The organism is Phenylobacterium sp., assembly GCF_036264965.1.
In the GTDB taxonomy this organism is placed as follows: domain Bacteria; phylum Pseudomonadota; class Alphaproteobacteria; order Caulobacterales; family Caulobacteraceae; genus Phenylobacterium.
The window spans coordinates 15,903-32,714 of sequence record NZ_DATAPY010000150.1; the positions used below are offsets into that span (position 1 = coordinate 15,903).

The following is a 16,812-nucleotide window of genomic DNA, read 5'->3' on the forward strand; positions in this document are numbered from 1 at the left end:
CTGCGTGGACGAAACCGTCGATCTGTCGTCAACTCTTCGCAACAAGGGTTGGGGAGCGGACATGATCAGGATCGGCAAGACGCTGCTGGGCGCGATCGCAGGCCTGCTGTTCGCCGGCGCGGCGTCGGCGCAGTCGACCGCGGTGAAGCAGGAGGCTTGGAGCGTCGCGGGCCTCAACGCGCCGGCGCAGATGGTCGTCGACCGCTGGGGCATCCCGCACATCTTCGCCGCCAGCAGCCGTGACGCCTTCTTCCTACAGGGCTACAACGCCGGCCGCGACCGGCTCTGGCAGATCGACCTGTGGCGCAAGCGCGGCCTGGGGCGGCTCTCGGCCAGCCTGGGGCCGTCCTATGTCGCCCAGGACCGCGCCGCACGGCTCTTCCTCTATCGCGGCGACATGGCGGCGGAGTGGGCCGCCTATGCGCCGGGCGCGCGCGACGTAGTCGAGGCCTTCGCGTCGGGCGTGAACGCCTATGTGGCCGAGGTGAACGCCGGCAAGCGGCCCCTGCCGGTCGAGTTCAAGCTGACCGCCAGCAAGCCAGAGATGTGGGCCGCCGAAGACATCCTGCGCATCCGCAGCCACGCTCTGGTCTCCAACGTCTCATCCGAAGTCGCCCGCGCCCAGGTGGCCTGCGCCGCGGGTCTGCCCGCCGACCGCCTGCGCCGCACGCTGTCGCCGGCGCACACCCCGGTCGTGCCCGCCGGCCTCGACCCCTGCGTGGTCCCAGCGGACCTCTTGAAGGACTATCTGCTGGCCACTGAGCCGGTGAGCTTCGAGGCCCTGACCGCCGGAGGGAGGAAGGCCGAGGCTGCGCCGCAGGTGCAGCTGGCCGAGGCGCTCGACGCCTATCAGAACGAGGGCTCCAACAACTGGGTGATCGCGCCGTCGCGCACCGCCACCGGCCGCCCGATCCTGGCCAACGACCCGCACCGGCCGGTGGGCGCCCCGTCGCTGCGCTACATCGTCCACCTGAACGCGCCGGACCTCGACATCATCGGCGCGGGCGAGCCCGCCCTGCCCGGCGTCTCCTTCGGCCACAACGGCCAGATGGCCTGGGGCCTGACCATCTTCTACATCGATCAGGAGGACCTCTACGTCTACGACACCAAGGGCGACTCCTACCGCTACAAGGGCGGCTTCGAGCCGATGAAGGTGGTCCACGAGACCATCGAGGTGAAGGGCGAGGCGCCGCGCGACGTCACCCTGAAATTCACCCGCCACGGCCCCGTGCTGGACGAGACGCCAGACACTGGAAAGGGGGGCCACGCCTTCGCCATGCGCACGGTCTGGAACCTGCCCGGCGCCTCCGGCTACTTCGGGTCGTCGCGGATGTGGCGGGCGAAGTCCTGGGCCGACTTCAAGGCCGGTCAAGAAGCCTGGGGCACGCCGCCGCTCAACCTGGTCTTCGCCGAGGCCGGCGGCGACATCGGGTGGTCGGCGGCCGGCCTGACGCCGTCGCGGCCCAACTGGGACGGCCTGCTGCCCGTGCCCGGCGATGGGCGCTACGAATGGGCCGGGATGATGCCGGAGAGCCAGCTTCCGGCCCTGCACAATCCGCCCAGGGGCTTCGTCGCCACCGCCAACCAGATGAACCTGCCGGCCGACTACCCGGCTAACCGGACAATCAGCTACGAGTGGGCCGACCGCTCGCGGATCACCCGCATCGAGGAGGTGCTCTCGGCCCAGCCCAAGGCGACGCTGGCCGACTCTATGGCCCTGCAGACCGACAGCCACGACGCCATGTCGCGGCGGACCATCGCCCTGCTGAAAGGCCTGAGCTCACCCGACCCCGCGGTCACGCGGGCCCTGGCGTTGCTCCGCGCCTGGGACAATGACGAGACCACCGGCAGCGCCGCCGCCGCCATCTATCAGGTCTGGGTAAGCAACCATCTGGGCAAGGCCGTCGTCGCGTCCGCGATCCCGTCGGCCGCGCGTACGCTGGTCGGTTCGGGCAGTGTCGACGGGGTGGTGACCTGGCTGGAAGCGCCCGAAGCCGCAGCGACCCGCGACGCTCTCCTGCTGGCCAGCCTCGCCGAGACCGTGGGCGACCTGAAAACCCGCCTGGGGCCGGACATGGCCACCTGGAGCTGGGGCCGGCTGCACCATGCCGACTTCGTGCCGTCCATCGCGGTCCTGGCCAACCGCCAGCTCGCCCAGCAGATGAGCACCGGCGCACTGGAGATCCCGGGCTCGGCGCAGAGCCCGCGCGCGGCCACCTATCGCCCCGGCGACTTCAACCAGACGGCCGGCGCCTCGGTCCGGCTGGTGATGGACGTCGGCGCCTGGGACAACTCCGTCGCCGTCAACACCCCCGGCCAGTCCGGCGACCCGTTCAGCGTCCACTACCGCGACCTCTTCCCGCTGTGGGCCGCCGGGTCCTACGTGCCCCTGGACTTCAGCCGCGCCGCCATCGATCGCGACGCCGAGTTGGTGGTGAAGCTGGAGCCCGCGAAATGAGAGCGATCCTCCGCAACCTGCTGGTAGCCGCCCTGGCGCTGGCGGCTACCCAGGCCGCCGCCCAGGAAAACGAACGCGCGACCAAGAGCCCGGACCGCACCGCCTGCGGCTCGCCCAAACCGGATGACGCGATCCGGGGTTGCAGCCACATCCTGCAGGATAAGGGCCTGCCCAACGGCGACCGGGCCATCGCGCTCCGCGATCGCGGCGTCGCCTTTCAGAACAAAGGCGATCTCGCCCACGCTATCGCCGACTACGACGCCGCCATTGGGCTCGGCGAGAGCGCGGCCGGCAACGCCACCGTCTTCGCCAAGACGCACGTCAACCGCGGCATCGCCTACGCCGCCAAAGGCGACGACGCCCGCGCCCTCAACAACTACGCCGCAGCCATCGCGCTCGATCCCCGGGTCGGCGTCGCCTATCTCAACCGCGCCGCGATCTCCTTGAAGCGCGGGGACAAGGCCGCCGCCCTGGCCGATCTCAGCGAGGCAGTGCGGCTGTCGCCGAAGGACGCAGCCGCCGTCGTCAGCCGCGGGGCCCTCTACGCCAACGCTGGCGACTACGCCCACGCCATCGCCGATTTCTCAGCCGCCATCGCCCTCAATCCCGCCGACGCCAACGCCTGGCGCAACCGCGGCATCACCTACCGCAAGACCGGCGACGCCGCCCGCGCCGCCGCCGACGCCGCCGAGGCCCTGCGGCTAGAGCCCAACCTGAACGGCGCGCATCGCGACCGCGCCCTGGCGCTCGCCGCCAACGGCGACGCGGAGACCGCCATCGGAGAGTTCGGCCGCGCCATTGCGCTCAACCCCACCGACGCGGAGACCATCAAGGCGCGGGGCGACGCCTATTTGGCGCGCAATCAGCACGACCTGGCCATCGCCGACTATAGCCGCGCCATCGGCCTCGATCCGGATTTTCGCGACGCCTACAACAACCGCGGCGCGGCCTATATCGCCAAGGCCGACTGGGACCACGCCATCCCCGATCTCGGCCGGGTGATCGAGCTCGATCCGAGTCTCGCCGCCGCCTATTTCAACCGCGGCCAGGCCTTCGAGGCTAAGAGCGCCCGCGCCCACGCCATCGCCGACTTCGACAAGGTGATCCAGCTCACCCCCGACGCCCAGTCCGCCTGGCGGCATCGCGGCTTCCTGCGCCATGCGAACGGCGACTACGCCGGCGCGGCCGCCGACTACGCCAAGGCCGTGGCGCTCGACCCCAAAGACCAGGAAGCCTGGCGCGGCAAGGGTGCCACCGAACTCGACGCGCGCAAGACCGACGCCGCCATCGCTGACCTGACCCAGGCGATCGCGCTCAACGACAAGGACGCTCTCGCCTACCGCTTCCGTAGCCAAGCCTACGGCATGAAGAAGGATATGCGGCACGCGGTCGAGGATGACGAAGCGGCGATCCGCCTCGATCCGAAGCTGGCACAGCGCGCCCCGCGCTAGCCGGTTTGGCCGCCTGTCGTTTCCCGCGCTGTCCGCGCGTCTGACCTGATGGGCTCGCCGATCGGGGCGGGCGGCGGGAGGTCATCGGATGAGCAGCGACATCAACCGCAGGGGATGCCTGGGCCTCGCCCTGGCAGTCACCTCGGGCGCGCAGGTCAAGGCCGCGGACGCAGGGCCGGCCCTCGGCAATCGCGCGCATTTCCTGGCGCGGCCGGAATATCGCGACGCGCTGGTGAAGTGCCTTTCAAAGGTGCTCGGTTGTGGAGAGGCGACGGTCCTGCCGACCCATGACCCGGCCGGGCCGATCCTGGCGTTCAGGTTCCCCGGCGGCGGTTCGATCAGCGTCCAGTTCACGGCCGGCGCCCTCGACGAGGCCTCGGCGCGGCGTGGAGCCTGGCTGGAGCTCCGGACGTCCGATCCGGCGGGCTTGGAGGCGGCCGTGCACGCGGCGGGCCTGCCGCAGATCCACTACCCCGCGACTGCGACCTTCTATTTCGCGGTCCCCGGCGGCCAGGTGTTCGGTATCGCCCGTCAAGATCGTCCCGAGCTGGCGGGCTAGACCCGTCCGGTCACCGGGATCAGGGCGCCGGTGACGGCGCTGGCCTGCTCGCCGGCCAGGAACAGCATGACCGCCGTCAGTTCCTGCGGCGTCACCCAGGTCGCGAAATCCGCCTTGGGGAGGTCGGCGCGGTTGGCCGGTGTGTCGATGATCGAGGGCAGGACCGCATTGACGGTGACGCCGCTGCCCTTGAGCTCCTCGGCCAGCGCCTCGGTGAGGCGATGCACCCCGGCCTTGGAGGCGGCATAGGCGCCCATGCCGAGCGCGGCCTTCACCGCGCCATTTGCGCCGACGTTGACGATGCGTCCGGCCTTGCTGCGCTTCAGGTGTGGGATGGCCGCGCGGCAGACGTTGGCCGCCGTCTCGACATTGAGCCGGAAAAGCTTGCGCCAGGTCTCGGCGTCGCCTCCCTCCACCTTTTCCCAGGCAAAGCCGCCGGCGATGTTCAGCACCGCGTCCAGGCCGCCGAACCGCGCCGCCGCCGCGTCGATGGCCGCCTTGGCGCTCTCCGCGTCGGTGAGGTCGACGCCGCCCAAGATCAGGACGTCATCACCGTCGGCAAGTCCGTGCGGCGTGTCATGAACGTGGTCGATCAGGGCCACACGGCAGCCCTGGCCCACCACGGCCTTGGCGACCGCGGAACCCAGCGCGCCGGACGCGCCGGTGATGGCGAAGACGCGGCCGGCCATCGCGGGTAGGCCCTAGAGCCGCTCGACGATGGTCACGTTGGCGAGGCCGCCGCCTTCGCACATGGTCTGCAGACCCCACTTCTTGTTGCGGGCCTTCAGCGCGTGCAGCAGCGTGGTCATCAGCTTGGTGCCCGAGGCGCCCAGCGGGTGGCCGAGCGCGATGGCGCCGCCGTTGACGTTGAGCTTCGACGGGTCCGCGCCCGTGGTCTTCAGCCAGGCCACCGGCACCGAGGCGAAGGCCTCGTTCACTTCGAAGAGATCGATGTCGTCGATCGACATGCCGGCCTTCTTCAGCGCGCGCTCGGTGGCCGGAAGCGGGGCTTCCAGCATGATCACCGGGTCGTGGCCGATCAGGGTCAGGTTGTGGATGCGGGCCAGGGGTGTGAGGCCGTATTCCTTCAGCGCCTTTTCCGAGACCACCATGACGCCGGAGGCGCCGTCGCAGATCTGGCTGGAGGTGGCCGCGGTGATCGCGCCGCCCTCGCGCAGAAGCTTCACGCCCTTGATGGCGTCCAGGCTGGAGTCGTAGCGGATGCCTTCGTCGCTATCGTGGCGAACGGTCGAGCCCTCGTCGCCCTTCCCGTCGCGGCCGTCGATGGCGATGATCTCGTCCTTGAAGGCGCCGGCTTGCGTGGCGGCGATCGCCCTTTGGTGAGAACCATAGGCGAATTCGTCGAGCTGATCCTTCGACAGGCCGTACTTGGCGGCCATCATCTCGGCGCCCATGAACTGGCTGAACTGGATGTTCGGATAGCGCTTCTGCTGGTTCGGGCTCATCGGATTGCCGAAGCCTTCCTTGGCCGGCAGGGCGACGGAGAGGCCCATCGGCACGCGGGTCATGCTCTCGACACCTGAGGCGATGACCACGTCCATGGTGCCGCTCATCACCGCCTGGGCGGCGAAGTGCAGCGCCTGCTGCGAGGAGCCGCACTGGCGGTCGACGCTGGTGGCCGGGACGCTTTCGGGAAGCTTGGACGCCAGCACCGCGCCGCGCGCGATGTTGGTGGCCTGCTCGCCCACCTGCATGACGCAGCCCATGACCACGTCTTCGACGACCGCCGGATCGATGCCGGTGCGATCGATCAGTTCGTTCAGCACCACCGCGCCCAGGTCGGCCGGATGCCAATCGCGGAGACGTCCGCCCTTGCGCCCGCCGGCAGTCCGCGTTGCAGCTACGATATAGGCTTCGGCCATCGCCGTACTCCCTGGTGAAAATCCAAGCGCTCTATAGGCGCGTCAAAACGACTGTATGCCAAGCGCCTCTATGGGCGCGTCAAAACGACTGTATGAAGGCGCCGCTGCGTAAGACAAGACCGGTTGACGCGAACGTCAACGTGCCGGCGTCAATCCGCGAAGGTGTCCTGCAGGATTCTTTCCAGCCAATCAGCGTCCAGCTGGTCGAAGGCGCCGGTGGCCTCGGCGTCGACGTCGAACACCGCGATCAGCCGGCCGTCGGCGTCGACGACCGGCACCACGATCTCGCTTTTCGAGCGGCTGTCGCAGGCGATGTGGTCGGGGAAGGCCTCGATGTCCTGCACGATCTGCGTCTGGCGGCTGCGCGCCGCCGTCCCGCAGACCCCGCGCCCGAAGGCGATGCGCAGACAGCCCAGCGTGCCCTGGTAGGGGCCCACCACCAGCTCCTCGCGCTTGTCCGGATCGACCACATAGAAGCCGGTCCAGAAATAATGGTCGAAGCTGGCCGCCAGCATCGAGGCCACCGTGGCCATGCGAGCCGTCAGATTCAGCTCGCCGTCGAGCACCGCGGCGATCTCCGCGGCCACAGCGGCATAGCGTTGCGCCTTCTCGGTGGGCAGATTCTTGTCGTTGAAGGCTTCGGCCATGGAACAGGCATGTAGCGATCCGCGGCGCGCTGGACAAACCCTCCCGGCGCAGCCTTTCTAGGCGCGCTTCAAGTTTCGGGGATCATTCATGCGTCTTGCCTTGCTCGTGTCCGCGCTCGCGATCGCCTGCGCGTCGTCCGCCTCCGCCCAGGCAGTCGACGGCCCCAACCGCCTCTTCCAGGGCCGCGACATCTTCGGCCTGCGCGCGGCCGGCGATCCGCAGGTGCGGCCGGACGGCGGCATGATCGCCTACGTGCGCACGACCCAGGACATCATGACCGACAACGGTCACCCCTCGATCTGGCTGATCGATCCGGCGACCGGCGCCCAGACGCCGCTGGCCGCGGACGACACGGCGAACCTGCATCCGGTCTGGTCGCCGGATGGGACGCGCATCGCCTACATCTCCGCCGGCCCCGGCGGCGCTCAGCTTTACGTTCGCTGGATGGCCACCGGCCATTCGGCCAAGGTCGCCAACCTGGAGCAGGCGCCCAACGCCATCACCTGGTCGCCGGACGGCAAGACGCTCGCCTTCGTCATGCTGACGCCCGTCCCGCCACAGCCGCTGGGCGCGCCGATGGCGCCGCCTCCTGGGGCCCACTGGGCCGAACCGCTGAAGCTGATCGAGCGGCTCACTTACCGCCGCGATGGCGCGGGCTATATCAGGCCCGGCTACCGCCACCTGTTCACGGTCTCCGCCGACGGCGGCCAGCCCCGGCAGATCACCTTCGGCAAGTTCGATGAGGGCGGCCAGCTCGCCTATACGCCGGACGGCAAGAGCCTGCTCTTCTCGTCCAATCGTTCGAAGGACTGGGAGCGGGACGCCGGCGAGAGCGACATCTACGAGGTCTCCATCGCCACCGGCGCCATGACCCAGCTGACCACCCGCAAGGGACCCGATCAGGCGCCGACGCCCTCGCCGGACGGCACGAAGATCGCCTACGTCGGCTTCGACGACAAAGGCCACCGCGGCTACGACAACGTCCACCTCTACGTCATGGACCGAGACGGCAAGAACAGCCGCGTGATCAACGGCGACTTCGACCGCAGCGTGGGCCGGCCGGCCTGGGCCGCCGACGGCAAGAGCATCTACGTCGACTACGCCGACCACGGCGTCACCAAGGTCGCGCGTGTCAGCCTGGACGGGAAGATGACCGAGGTCGCCAGCGGCCTGACCGACGGCGCGGAAATGGACCGGCCCTATACCGGCGGCGAGTTCTCGGTCGGCAGGAACGGGCTCGTCGCCTTCACCATGGGCGACGCCTGGTCGCCGCCGGAGATCGGGGTGATCAAGGGTGGCAAGACCGTCAAGCTGACCCACCTCAACGAGGACCTGTTCGCCGACAAGACCCTGGCCAAGGTCGAACCCCTGGCGGTGAAATCGTCCTTCGACGGCAAGCCGATCGACGCCTGGCTGGTCACCCCGCCCAACTTCGACCCGTCGAAGAAGTACCCGCTGATCCTGGAGATCCACGGCGGGCCGTTCTCGGCCTATGGCCCGGTGTTCTCCACCGACGACCAGCTCTATGCGGCCGGCGGCTACATGGTGGTCTACGCCAACCCGCGCGGCTCGACCTCCTACGGCGACGCCTTCGCCAACGAGATCGACAAGAACTACCCCAGCCACGACTACGACGACCTGATGAGCGCGGTGGACGCCACCATCGCCAAGGGCTCGGCCGATCCGAACCACCTCTATGTGACCGGCGGCTCCGGCGGCGGGGCGCTGACCGCCTGGATCGTCGGCAAGACCGCCCGCTTCCGCGCCGCGGCCGCCCAGAAGCCGGTGATCAACTGGACGAGCGAAGTGCTGACCACCGACGGCTACAACTTCATGGCCACCTCGTGGTTCGGCAAGATGCCGTGGGAGGACCAGGCGAACTACTGGAGGCGTTCGCCGCTGTCGCTGGTCGGCAATGTCACGACGCCCACCCTGGTGATCGTCGGCACCGAGGACCACCGCACCCCGCCGTCGGAAGCGGAGCAATTCTTCGATGCCCTGCAGCTGCGCGGCGTGCCCACCGAGATGATCCAGGTGCCGGGCGCCTCGCACGGCGGCCTCGCGGAACGGCCCTCGCAGGCGGCGGCCAAGGCCGCAGCGATCATGGCCTGGTTCCACCGCTACCAATGAGCGCGCGCACCCTCGCCACGGCCCTTGTCCTCGCCGGCCTGACCGCCGGCGGGGCGAGCGCCGCACCGCCACGCTCGGCCGGGATCAAGAACCCCGACACCAAGGCCTGGTGGCAGATCGCCGAGGCGCTCTCCTCCGACGCCATGGAGGGCCGCGACATCGGCTCAGCGGGCTACGACCGCGCCGCCGACATCGTGGCGGCGAAGTTCAAGGCCGCGGGGCTGAAACCGGCCGGCGACAACGGTGGCTGGTTCCAAGTCTTCCCAGTGCACGAGAGCCGGGTCGAGACGGCGGGGACCAGCTTCACCATCTGGCGGGGCGACCGAGCGGCCACGCCGCTCAAGTTCCTGCACGAAATCACCGTGCGTCCCACCGACAGCCTACCCGCGCAGATGGACGGCGAGCTGACCTTCCGCGGCTATTGCGGGTCGAAGGACCTGGCGGAGGCCCGCGGCAAGGTAGTGGTCTGCTTCAACACCAAGCGCACAGGCCTGCCCACCGCCGGTCAGCGCGTGCAGGCCGCGTCGGCCGCGGGCGCCGCCGGCTTGATCCAGGTGGACGACCCCTATTTCACCATCGAGCCGCCGCGTTGGCCGGCGGCCTACGCGCGCGCGGTCGCTATCGTCGGAACCCCAGCGCCCGCTGCGGCGAGCCTGCCGGTGATGACGTTGAGCGCCGAGGCCTTCAAGACCATGCTGGCGGGGTCGGGCCAGAACGCCGACACCGTCCTCAAGGCCGGCGGCGACAGGCAGCCGCTGACCGCCTTCGACCTGCCCGGACTGCGGCTGAAAGCGCAGTTCCACCTCACGCGTCGCGACTACACGGCCAAGAACGTGATCGGCGTCCTGCCGGGCCGCGACCCGAAGCTGAGCGACCAGTACCTGGCGCTGACCGCCCACCTGGACGGCTATGGCTACGGCGAGCCGGTGGGCGGCGACAACCTCTACAACGGCGCGCTGGACGACGCGGCCTATGTGGGCACGCTGATCCGCTTCGCCGACAAGCACAAAGCCAAGCCTCTGCGCCGCAGCGTGGTCATCGCGGCCTTCACCGGCGAGGAAAAGGGCCTGCTCGGCGCCCACTGGTTCGTGGACCACCCGACCGTGCCCAAAGCCGCCATCGTCGCCGACATCAACCTCGACCAGCTTCGCCCGCTGTTCCCGCTGGAGCTCATGACCGAGCTGGCCGTGGACGACACGACGCTGGGCCGCATGGCCCGCGAGGTCGCCGCCTCCATGGCGATCCGCATCCAGCCCGATCCGGAGCCGGAGCGCAGCCTGCTGACGCGCGCCGACCACTGGCCGTTCATGCAGGCCGGCATTCCCGGGACCGGCTTCATCTTCGGCTATGTGCCCGGAACCGAGGCGGAGCGGCGCTATCGCGAGTGGTACCAGGTCCGCTACCACCGCCCGCAGGACGACCTGACCCAGCCGATGGATTTCGAGGCGGCGGGCAAGTTCAACCGGTTCTTCTACAGGCTGGCCGAAAGCGTCGCCGACGCCGACGACAAGCCGACGTGGCTGAAGGCCCCGCCGGCGCGCTAACCCACTTCCGCCCGCGCGCCGCCGCCCGGCTTGGCCTGCGCGGGAACCGCGGCGCTGGTCAGCGCGGCGTAGAGGTCGGCGGCCTGGATCGGCTTGGCCACGTGGCCGTCCATTCCCGCGGCGGTGTACTGGTCGACGTGGTGCGACATGGCGTTGGCGGTCAGCGCCACGATCGGCGTGCGCGGCCGGCCCGTCGCCAGTTCCTGGGCGCGGATCTGGGTGGTGGCGGTCAGGCCGTCCATCACCGGCATCTGGATATCCATGAGGATCACGTCCCAGTCGCCGGCTTCCCAGGCCTCAAGCGCCAGGCGGCCGTTGTCGACCACGGTCGGATCGACGCCCATCTGGTGCAGCAGGGTCTTCAGGACCAGCTGGTTGATGGCGTTGTCCTCCGCAGCCAGCACGCGCAGGGCGATTTCCGACTGCTCGGCGCGCAGTTCCGCCACACCGCCGCCGGACGCCACGGCCTTTTCCTCGCCGACCCACCTGAGCGGGACACGCAGGATGAACTTGGATCCCAGGCCCAGCTCGCTCTGGACGTCGATCTCGCCTTGCATCAGCTGGGCGAGCTCGCGGCAGATGGCCAGGCCCAGGCCGGTGCCCCCGAACCGCCGCGTCGTGGACGAGTCCAGCTGGTCGAACTTGGCGAACAGCTTCGGCAGGCTCTCCGGCGGGATGCCGACGCCGGTGTCCTTCACCGACAGTTCCAGGATGTCGCCGTCGCGCCGCGCTGTGACGCGGATTTCGCCCTGCTCGGTGAACTTCAGCGCGTTGGAGATCAGGTTGTAGAGGATCTGCCGCAGCCGCGTGGGGTCGCCCAGATAGCGGCCGCGGGCGGCTTCGATGTCGAGGGCGAAGGAAAGCCCCTTCTTGTTGGCCAACGCTGTGAAGGCCGAATAGGCGCCGCGCGCCACCTCGGCCAGTTCGAACTCCAGCTCCTCCAGCTCCAGCTTGCCGGCCTCGATCTTCGACAGGTCGAGCACATCGTTGAGGATGGCCAGCAGGGCTTCGCCGGAGCGGTGGATGACGCTTAGACGATCGCGCTGGCGCTCGGAGAGCTCGTCGCCGACCATGGCCTGGGCCATGCCCAGGACGCCGTTCAACGGCGTGCGGATCTCGTGGCTCATGGTGGCCAGGAAGGTCGACTTGGCGGCGTTGGCGGATTCGGCGGACAGCTCGTTTTCACGCGCCTTTTGGCGGGCCTGACGCAGGGCCGAGCGCGAGCGGTCGAGCAGACGGCGCGACAGGAAGAAGAAGTTGGTGATGCTGACCGCCGCGGCGAGGCAGGTGACGATCTCGCCCACCCGCCATCCGCCGGTATGGGTCAGGTCGAAGGCGATGAAGAGGAAGGTCCCGACATAGGGCGCCAGCAGCATCCGGAAACGCTTGAGGTCGGAATAGTACTGCAGCAGCACATAGGCCGAGCCGACGAAGGTGGCGACGATGGCGAAGGCGCGCTGTAGATCGTCGCCGGCAGCCCAGATCGCCACCAATATGCCGGCCTGCAACAGGGTCGAGACGGCGGTGTTGAGGCTGATCAGCCGGCTCACCCAAGCCTGGGCGCTCGCGGTCTGTTCCCTCTCGGCGGCGCTGACCAGGCGAATGCCCGCGGCCAGGCCGATCCAGACGATGGCGAGCCAGGCGCAGGTCCATATGAGACCGATGGATTGGACAGCGACGGCGGCCACGGCCAACGAGGCCACGATCCGGGGCCACAGGTTGCGGGCTGACGCGCCATAGAGGCGCAAGCCCTCCGAGACCTGCTGACGACGCGCGGGCGCTTGCGGCGCCGTACGGCTGGCCTCTCCGCTCAACAGCAAATCCCCCCATATCGTTGGGATGATCCTGGCCGAATAGAGTTAACCGCGCGTCAAACGCATACCCATGTTTTCACACTCCGGGCACGCCCAGGCCCGCGGCTGTTTGGCGCAGAGCCGCCTGGTCGGCCGGCGATCCGGCGAAGGCCTTGGCCGCGTCGCGGTAGGCCTGGGCGGCGGCCTGCGGCTGGCCCAGCACCATCCGGGCGCGGATCAGCCGCTGCCAGCCGTCCAGATCGCGCGGATTGGCCTTCAGGGCGGCGGCCTGTTTCGCCACCATGCCTTCGATCATCGCCTGGCGGCCCTCGGCGCTCATCTGGCCGGCGGCGGCGACCTGATCGGAGGTCGGACCCGGCGCAGGACTGGGCGGTCCCGCGTCAGCCGACGCGGTGGCGGCCGGCGCAGGCGGCAGGCGGCCGGTCAGGTCGATGTGGCGCTCCTGGGCGACCTTCTCCACGAAGCTGCGGACCTCCGGCGCCCAGGGCGCGTCCGGCGGGGCGCTCTTCAGGAGCGCGATCCAGTCGTCCATCGCCCCTTTGGCGTCGCCCTTCTGGTCCTTGGCGATGGCCAGGTAGTAGCGGGCGCGCGGGTCGCTGGCGTCCAGCGACACGGCCTTGCGGAAGATGCCCTCGGCCGCCGGCGTCACCTGGCCCTGGGCGGCCAGGACGGTGGCCTCGCCCTGGGCGGAGAGGTACTCGCCATTGTGCGGATCCAGGGCCACCGCGCGGCCGTAGGCGGTGGCGGCGTCGGCGTTGCGGCCCACCTGCAGGTAGGACCAGCCGAGCATCCGCCAGCCCTCGGCGTCGTTGGGCGAAGCCTTCATGCGCTGTTCGAGCTGGCCGATCATCGAAGCCACCTCGCCGTTCGGATGGCCGGGCGGCAGCGCGCCGCTGGCGGCGGTCGCCGGGGGCTGACTGCCCGTCGCGTTGGGCTGACCGATCTTCAGGTAGAGCCCCGTGGCGGCCAGCACCACGACGGCGACCAGGCCCAGCGCCAGGATCAGCAGCGTGCGTTCGCTGAGCGGCCGCGCGGGCGCGTCCGGCTCCTTGCCCTCGGCCAGCACCCGGCGCTTGACGTCGGCCTTCAGCGCCTCGGCTTCGTGCGCCGGCAGGGCGCCGGCGGCGGCCTGGGCTTCGATCTCGCCGATCTGGCCCTTCAGCACCTCGGCGACCGAGCCGCGGGCGGTCCGCGCCGCGTCGTGGCGGCGGATCAGCGGGATGGCCAGGCCCACAGCGGCCAGGGCGACCATCAAGGTCAGGATCATCCAGAGCATCAGTCGCCTTTGTCCGCCGCGAGCAGCCGCGCCGCCTCGGCCTCGTCCGCCGCCGAGAGCGGCGACTCGGACCGCGCGGCCCGTCCGCGCATGTAGACCGCCACGCCCGCGCCGCCCAGCAAGAGCACCGCCAGCGGCCCCAGCCAAAGGGCCCAGGTGTTCGGCTGGAACGGCGGCTTCAGGAGCACGAAGTCGCCGTAGCGGGCGACCAGATAGTTCACCGCCTGCTTGTCGCTGTCGCCGGCCGCGATCCGCTCACGCAGGATCACCCGCAGGTCATGGGCCAGCGGGGCGCTGGAATCGTCGATCGATTGGTTCTGGCAGACCAGGCAGCGCAGCTCTTGGCTGAGGGCGCGGGCGCGGGCTTCCAGCGCGGGGTCCTTGAGTTGCTCGTCCGGCGTCACCGCCAGGGCCGGCCCGGCCAGCACCAGGGCGGCGGCGGCAATCAGGGCCAGGCGCCTCACGACTCCGCCCTCAGCCTGGCCATCAGCGGCGCGATGGTCTGGCTCCAGACTTCCGGCGTGATCGCGCCCACTTGGCGGTAGCGGACGCGGCCCTGGCGATCGAGGATGAAGGTCTCCGGCACGCCGGAGACGCCGAGATCGATACCGGTCCGGCCGCTCGCGTCATTGCCGGCGCGGACGTAGGGATCGCCGTTGGCCGCCAGCCAACGGGCCCCGGCCATGGCGTCTTCCTTCCAGTCGAGACCGACGATCTTCACGCCCTGCGACTTCAGCTGCAGCAGGACCGGATGCTCCTCCTTGCAGGGGCCGCACCAGGAGGCGAAGACGTTCAGCATCACCGGTTCGCCGGTCAGGTCGGCCGAGGCGAAGCCCGGCTCATCGGGCCGCAGCGGCGCCAGCGCAAAGGCCGGCAGCGGCTTGCCGATCAGCATCGACGGCAGGATCGACGGATCGCGCCGCAAGCCCACCATGAAGGCGACCAGGACCAGCGCCAACAGGCCCACCGGCAGGATGGCGAGCGCACGTCTCATTCCGCCGGCGCCGGAACCAGCGCGGGCCGGGGCGCGCGGGCCGCGACGCCCAGCCTCAGGCGCCGGTCGCAGAGCGAGACCAGGCCGCCAAAGGCCATGACGAAGCCGCCGATCCAGATCCAGACGATCAACGGATGGTCCCAGAGCCGCACGACGATCCCGCCGTCCTGCTCATCGCCGCCGGAGATGTAGAGGTTTCCGAGCGGCGTGACATGGATCGCGGCCTCGGTGGTCTGGTTGCTGGCATAGGCCCGCCGCTCGGCCACCAGCGTGTAGGGTCCGCCTCTGCCGGTGATTTCGAACCGCGCCTGGCGGGCCTGGTAGTTGGGGCCATCGGCCAGGCCCACGGAGTCGAGGGTGATCGTCCGCCCGGCGAAGGCGGTGGAGTCGCCCGGCCGCATGGTCAGCACCTTGTCGCTGTGCCACGCACTGACGCCAGTGATCCCCAGCAGAAGCAGCCCCAGGCCGGCGTGCGCCAGCGACAGCCCGAAGACCGCCGGCGGCGTGGTGCGGATCGCGCGGCGCAGGTTCGCCCGGCCGGCCCACCAGCGCCGCGCCGGGATGGCGGCCGCGCCGGCGACCAGCCAGGCGGCCAGGCCCAGCGCCAGGGCGGAGACCACGCCCTTCCAGCCGACGGTGATCAGGCCGATCAGGACCGCGACAGCGGCCATGGCGGCGGGAATCCGGACACGGCGAAGCACTGTGGCGACCGTATCGCGCTTCCAGTTCAGCATCGGCCCGAAGACAACCAGCGCCAGCAGCGGGATCGCCAGGGGCGCGAAGGTCCGCGCATAGTAGGGCGGCCCAACGGAAATCTTGTCGCTGCCCACCAGTTCGATGAACACCGGGCTGAAGGTGCCCAGGAACACCGTCGCGGTCAGCGCCACCAGGAAGAGGTTGTTGAGCGTGATCCCGCCCTCCCGCGACAGCGGCGCGAACAGGGCCCCGGTGCGCAAGGATGGCGCGCGCCAGGCGTAGAGGCCGAGCGCGGCGCCGGTGGTCACGGCGATGATGCCCAGGATGTAGATCCCCCGCTTCGGATCGACCGCGAAGGCGTGCACGCTGGTGAGGATGCCGGAGCGCACCAGGAAGGTGCCGACCAGGCTCAGCGAGAAGGTCAAGATGGCCAGGAGGATCGTCCAGGAGACCAGGGCCCCGCGCCGCTCCAGCACCAGGGACGAATGCAGCAGGGCCGTGCCCAGCAGCCAGGGCATCAGCGAGGCGTTCTCCACCGGGTCCCAGAACCACCAGCCACCCCAGCCCAGCTCGTAATAGGCCCAGAGCGACCCCAAGGTGATGCCGCAGGTCAGCGGGACCCAGGCGGCCAGAACCCATGGCCTGACCCAGCGCGCCCAGGCCGCGTCCACCCGGCCTTCCAGCAGGGCCGCCACGGCGAAGGCGAAGGCCACCGAGAAGCCGACGTAGCCCAGGTAGAGCAGCGGCGGGTGGCTGACGAGGCCGGGGTCCTGCAGCAGAGGGTTGAGCTCGGTCCCCTCCAGCGGAACCGGCGATAGCCGCAGGAACGGGTTCGAGGTGAAGATCAGGAAGCCGAGGAAGGCCACGCCGATCAGCCCCTGCACGCCCAGCACCCGGGCCTGCAGCGTCTCGCGCAGGGTCCCGCCGAACAGGGCGACCGCCGCGCCATAGATGCCCAGGATCAGCACCCACAGCAGCATCGAGCCCTCGTGGCTGCCCCAGGTGGCGGCGAACCGGTAGGCCAGCGGCTGCTGGCTGTTGGAATGCTCGGCCACGAGGGCCACCGAAAAGTCGCAGGCCACATAGCTCACCGCCAGGCAGCCGAAGGCCAGGATGACGAAGCCGCCCTGCAGCACCGCGGCCGCGCGGCCCAGCGCCATCAGCACCGGCTCTCCGCGCCCGGCGCCCCAAAGCGTGGCGCCCGACTGCACCACAGCCAGGACCAACGCCAGAATTAGCGCGAACTGCCCGACTTCCGCCGCCATCGACTTTTGTGCTCCCCTTCCGGCCTGTGGCGCTTTGGAGCGCATTGTCACGGCACGGGAAATGCTACAGTGCCAAAGGTTCGCGGGGGCGGGA

The 16,812-nt window shown here is 69.8% G+C and carries 13 protein-coding genes; 5 read left to right on the forward strand and 8 right to left on the reverse strand.

Annotated features, from left to right (window positions below; genetic code table 11):
- Positions 1-61: 61 nt before the first annotated feature.
- From VHS75_RS19920 to VHS75_RS19930, 3 genes are all read left to right on the forward strand, one after another.
- The gene (locus VHS75_RS19920) at positions 62-2,458 is read left to right on the forward strand and encodes a penicillin acylase family protein (protein ID WP_329640362.1); all 2,397 of its coding nucleotides are present in this window, start codon (positions 62-64) and stop codon (positions 2,456-2,458) included.
- Positions 2,455-3,909, forward strand: a complete 1,455-nt coding sequence (locus VHS75_RS19925) for a tetratricopeptide repeat protein (RefSeq protein ID WP_329640363.1) — start codon at positions 2,455-2,457, stop codon at positions 3,907-3,909. Before VHS75_RS19920 ends, VHS75_RS19925 begins: the two co-directional genes overlap by 4 nt.
- A gap of 88 nt (positions 3,910-3,997) precedes the next feature.
- Positions 3,998-4,468, forward strand: a complete 471-nt coding sequence (locus VHS75_RS19930) for a hypothetical protein (RefSeq protein ID WP_329640364.1) — start codon at positions 3,998-4,000, stop codon at positions 4,466-4,468.
- Here VHS75_RS19930 and VHS75_RS19935 read toward each other — a convergent pair.
- The 3 genes from VHS75_RS19935 to VHS75_RS19945 form a co-directional block, all read right to left on the reverse strand.
- Entirely contained in the window at positions 4,465-5,157 is a 693-nt protein-coding gene (locus VHS75_RS19935; protein WP_329640365.1) for an SDR family NAD(P)-dependent oxidoreductase, read from the reverse strand. The genes VHS75_RS19930 and VHS75_RS19935 overlap by 4 nt on opposite strands.
- Before the next feature lie 12 nt (positions 5,158-5,169).
- A complete protein-coding gene (locus tag VHS75_RS19940; protein ID WP_329640366.1) occupies positions 5,170-6,351 on the reverse strand; it encodes an acetyl-CoA C-acetyltransferase in 1,182 nt (393 codons plus the stop codon).
- Positions 6,352-6,500: 149 nt separating this feature from the next.
- A complete protein-coding gene (locus VHS75_RS19945) occupies positions 6,501-6,998 on the reverse strand; it encodes a GAF domain-containing protein (RefSeq protein WP_329640367.1) in 498 nt (165 codons plus the stop codon).
- Positions 6,999-7,086: 88 nt separating this feature from the next.
- Between VHS75_RS19945 and VHS75_RS19950 the strand changes: the two genes are divergently transcribed.
- Together VHS75_RS19950 and VHS75_RS19955 are read left to right on the forward strand one after the other, a co-directional pair.
- A complete protein-coding gene (locus VHS75_RS19950) occupies positions 7,087-9,129 on the forward strand; it encodes a S9 family peptidase (protein ID WP_329640368.1) in 2,043 nt (680 codons plus the stop codon).
- Complete coding sequence (locus tag VHS75_RS19955; protein ID WP_329640369.1) at positions 9,126-10,673, forward strand: M28 family peptidase; 1,548 nt, start codon at positions 9,126-9,128, stop codon at positions 10,671-10,673. Before VHS75_RS19950 ends, VHS75_RS19955 begins: the two co-directional genes overlap by 4 nt.
- Here the strand turns inward: VHS75_RS19955 and VHS75_RS19960 are convergent.
- From VHS75_RS19960 to VHS75_RS19980, 5 genes are all read right to left on the reverse strand, one after another.
- A complete protein-coding gene (locus tag VHS75_RS19960) occupies positions 10,670-12,487 on the reverse strand; it encodes an ATP-binding protein (protein WP_329640370.1) in 1,818 nt (605 codons plus the stop codon). The genes VHS75_RS19955 and VHS75_RS19960 overlap by 4 nt on opposite strands.
- A gap of 76 nt (positions 12,488-12,563) precedes the next feature.
- Positions 12,564-13,763 carry a c-type cytochrome biogenesis protein CcmI gene (ccmI, locus tag VHS75_RS19965; RefSeq protein WP_329640371.1) on the reverse strand — a complete coding sequence of 400 codons (1,200 nt, stop codon included), beginning with the start codon at positions 13,761-13,763 and terminating at the stop codon, positions 12,564-12,566.
- Positions 13,763-14,227: a cytochrome c-type biogenesis protein gene (locus VHS75_RS19970; protein ID WP_329640372.1), complete on the reverse strand. Its 465-nt coding sequence runs from the start codon at positions 14,225-14,227 to the stop codon at positions 13,763-13,765. Before VHS75_RS19970 ends, ccmI begins: the two co-directional genes overlap by 1 nt.
- The gene (locus VHS75_RS19975) at positions 14,224-14,757 is read right to left on the reverse strand and encodes a DsbE family thiol:disulfide interchange protein (protein ID WP_329640373.1); all 534 of its coding nucleotides are present in this window, start codon (positions 14,755-14,757) and stop codon (positions 14,224-14,226) included. The genes VHS75_RS19970 and VHS75_RS19975 overlap by 4 nt, the downstream gene beginning before the upstream one ends.
- A complete protein-coding gene (locus VHS75_RS19980; RefSeq protein WP_329640374.1) occupies positions 14,754-16,718 on the reverse strand; it encodes a heme lyase CcmF/NrfE family subunit in 1,965 nt (654 codons plus the stop codon). The genes VHS75_RS19975 and VHS75_RS19980 overlap by 4 nt, the downstream gene beginning before the upstream one ends.
- Between the last annotated feature and the right edge of the window lie 94 nt (positions 16,719-16,812).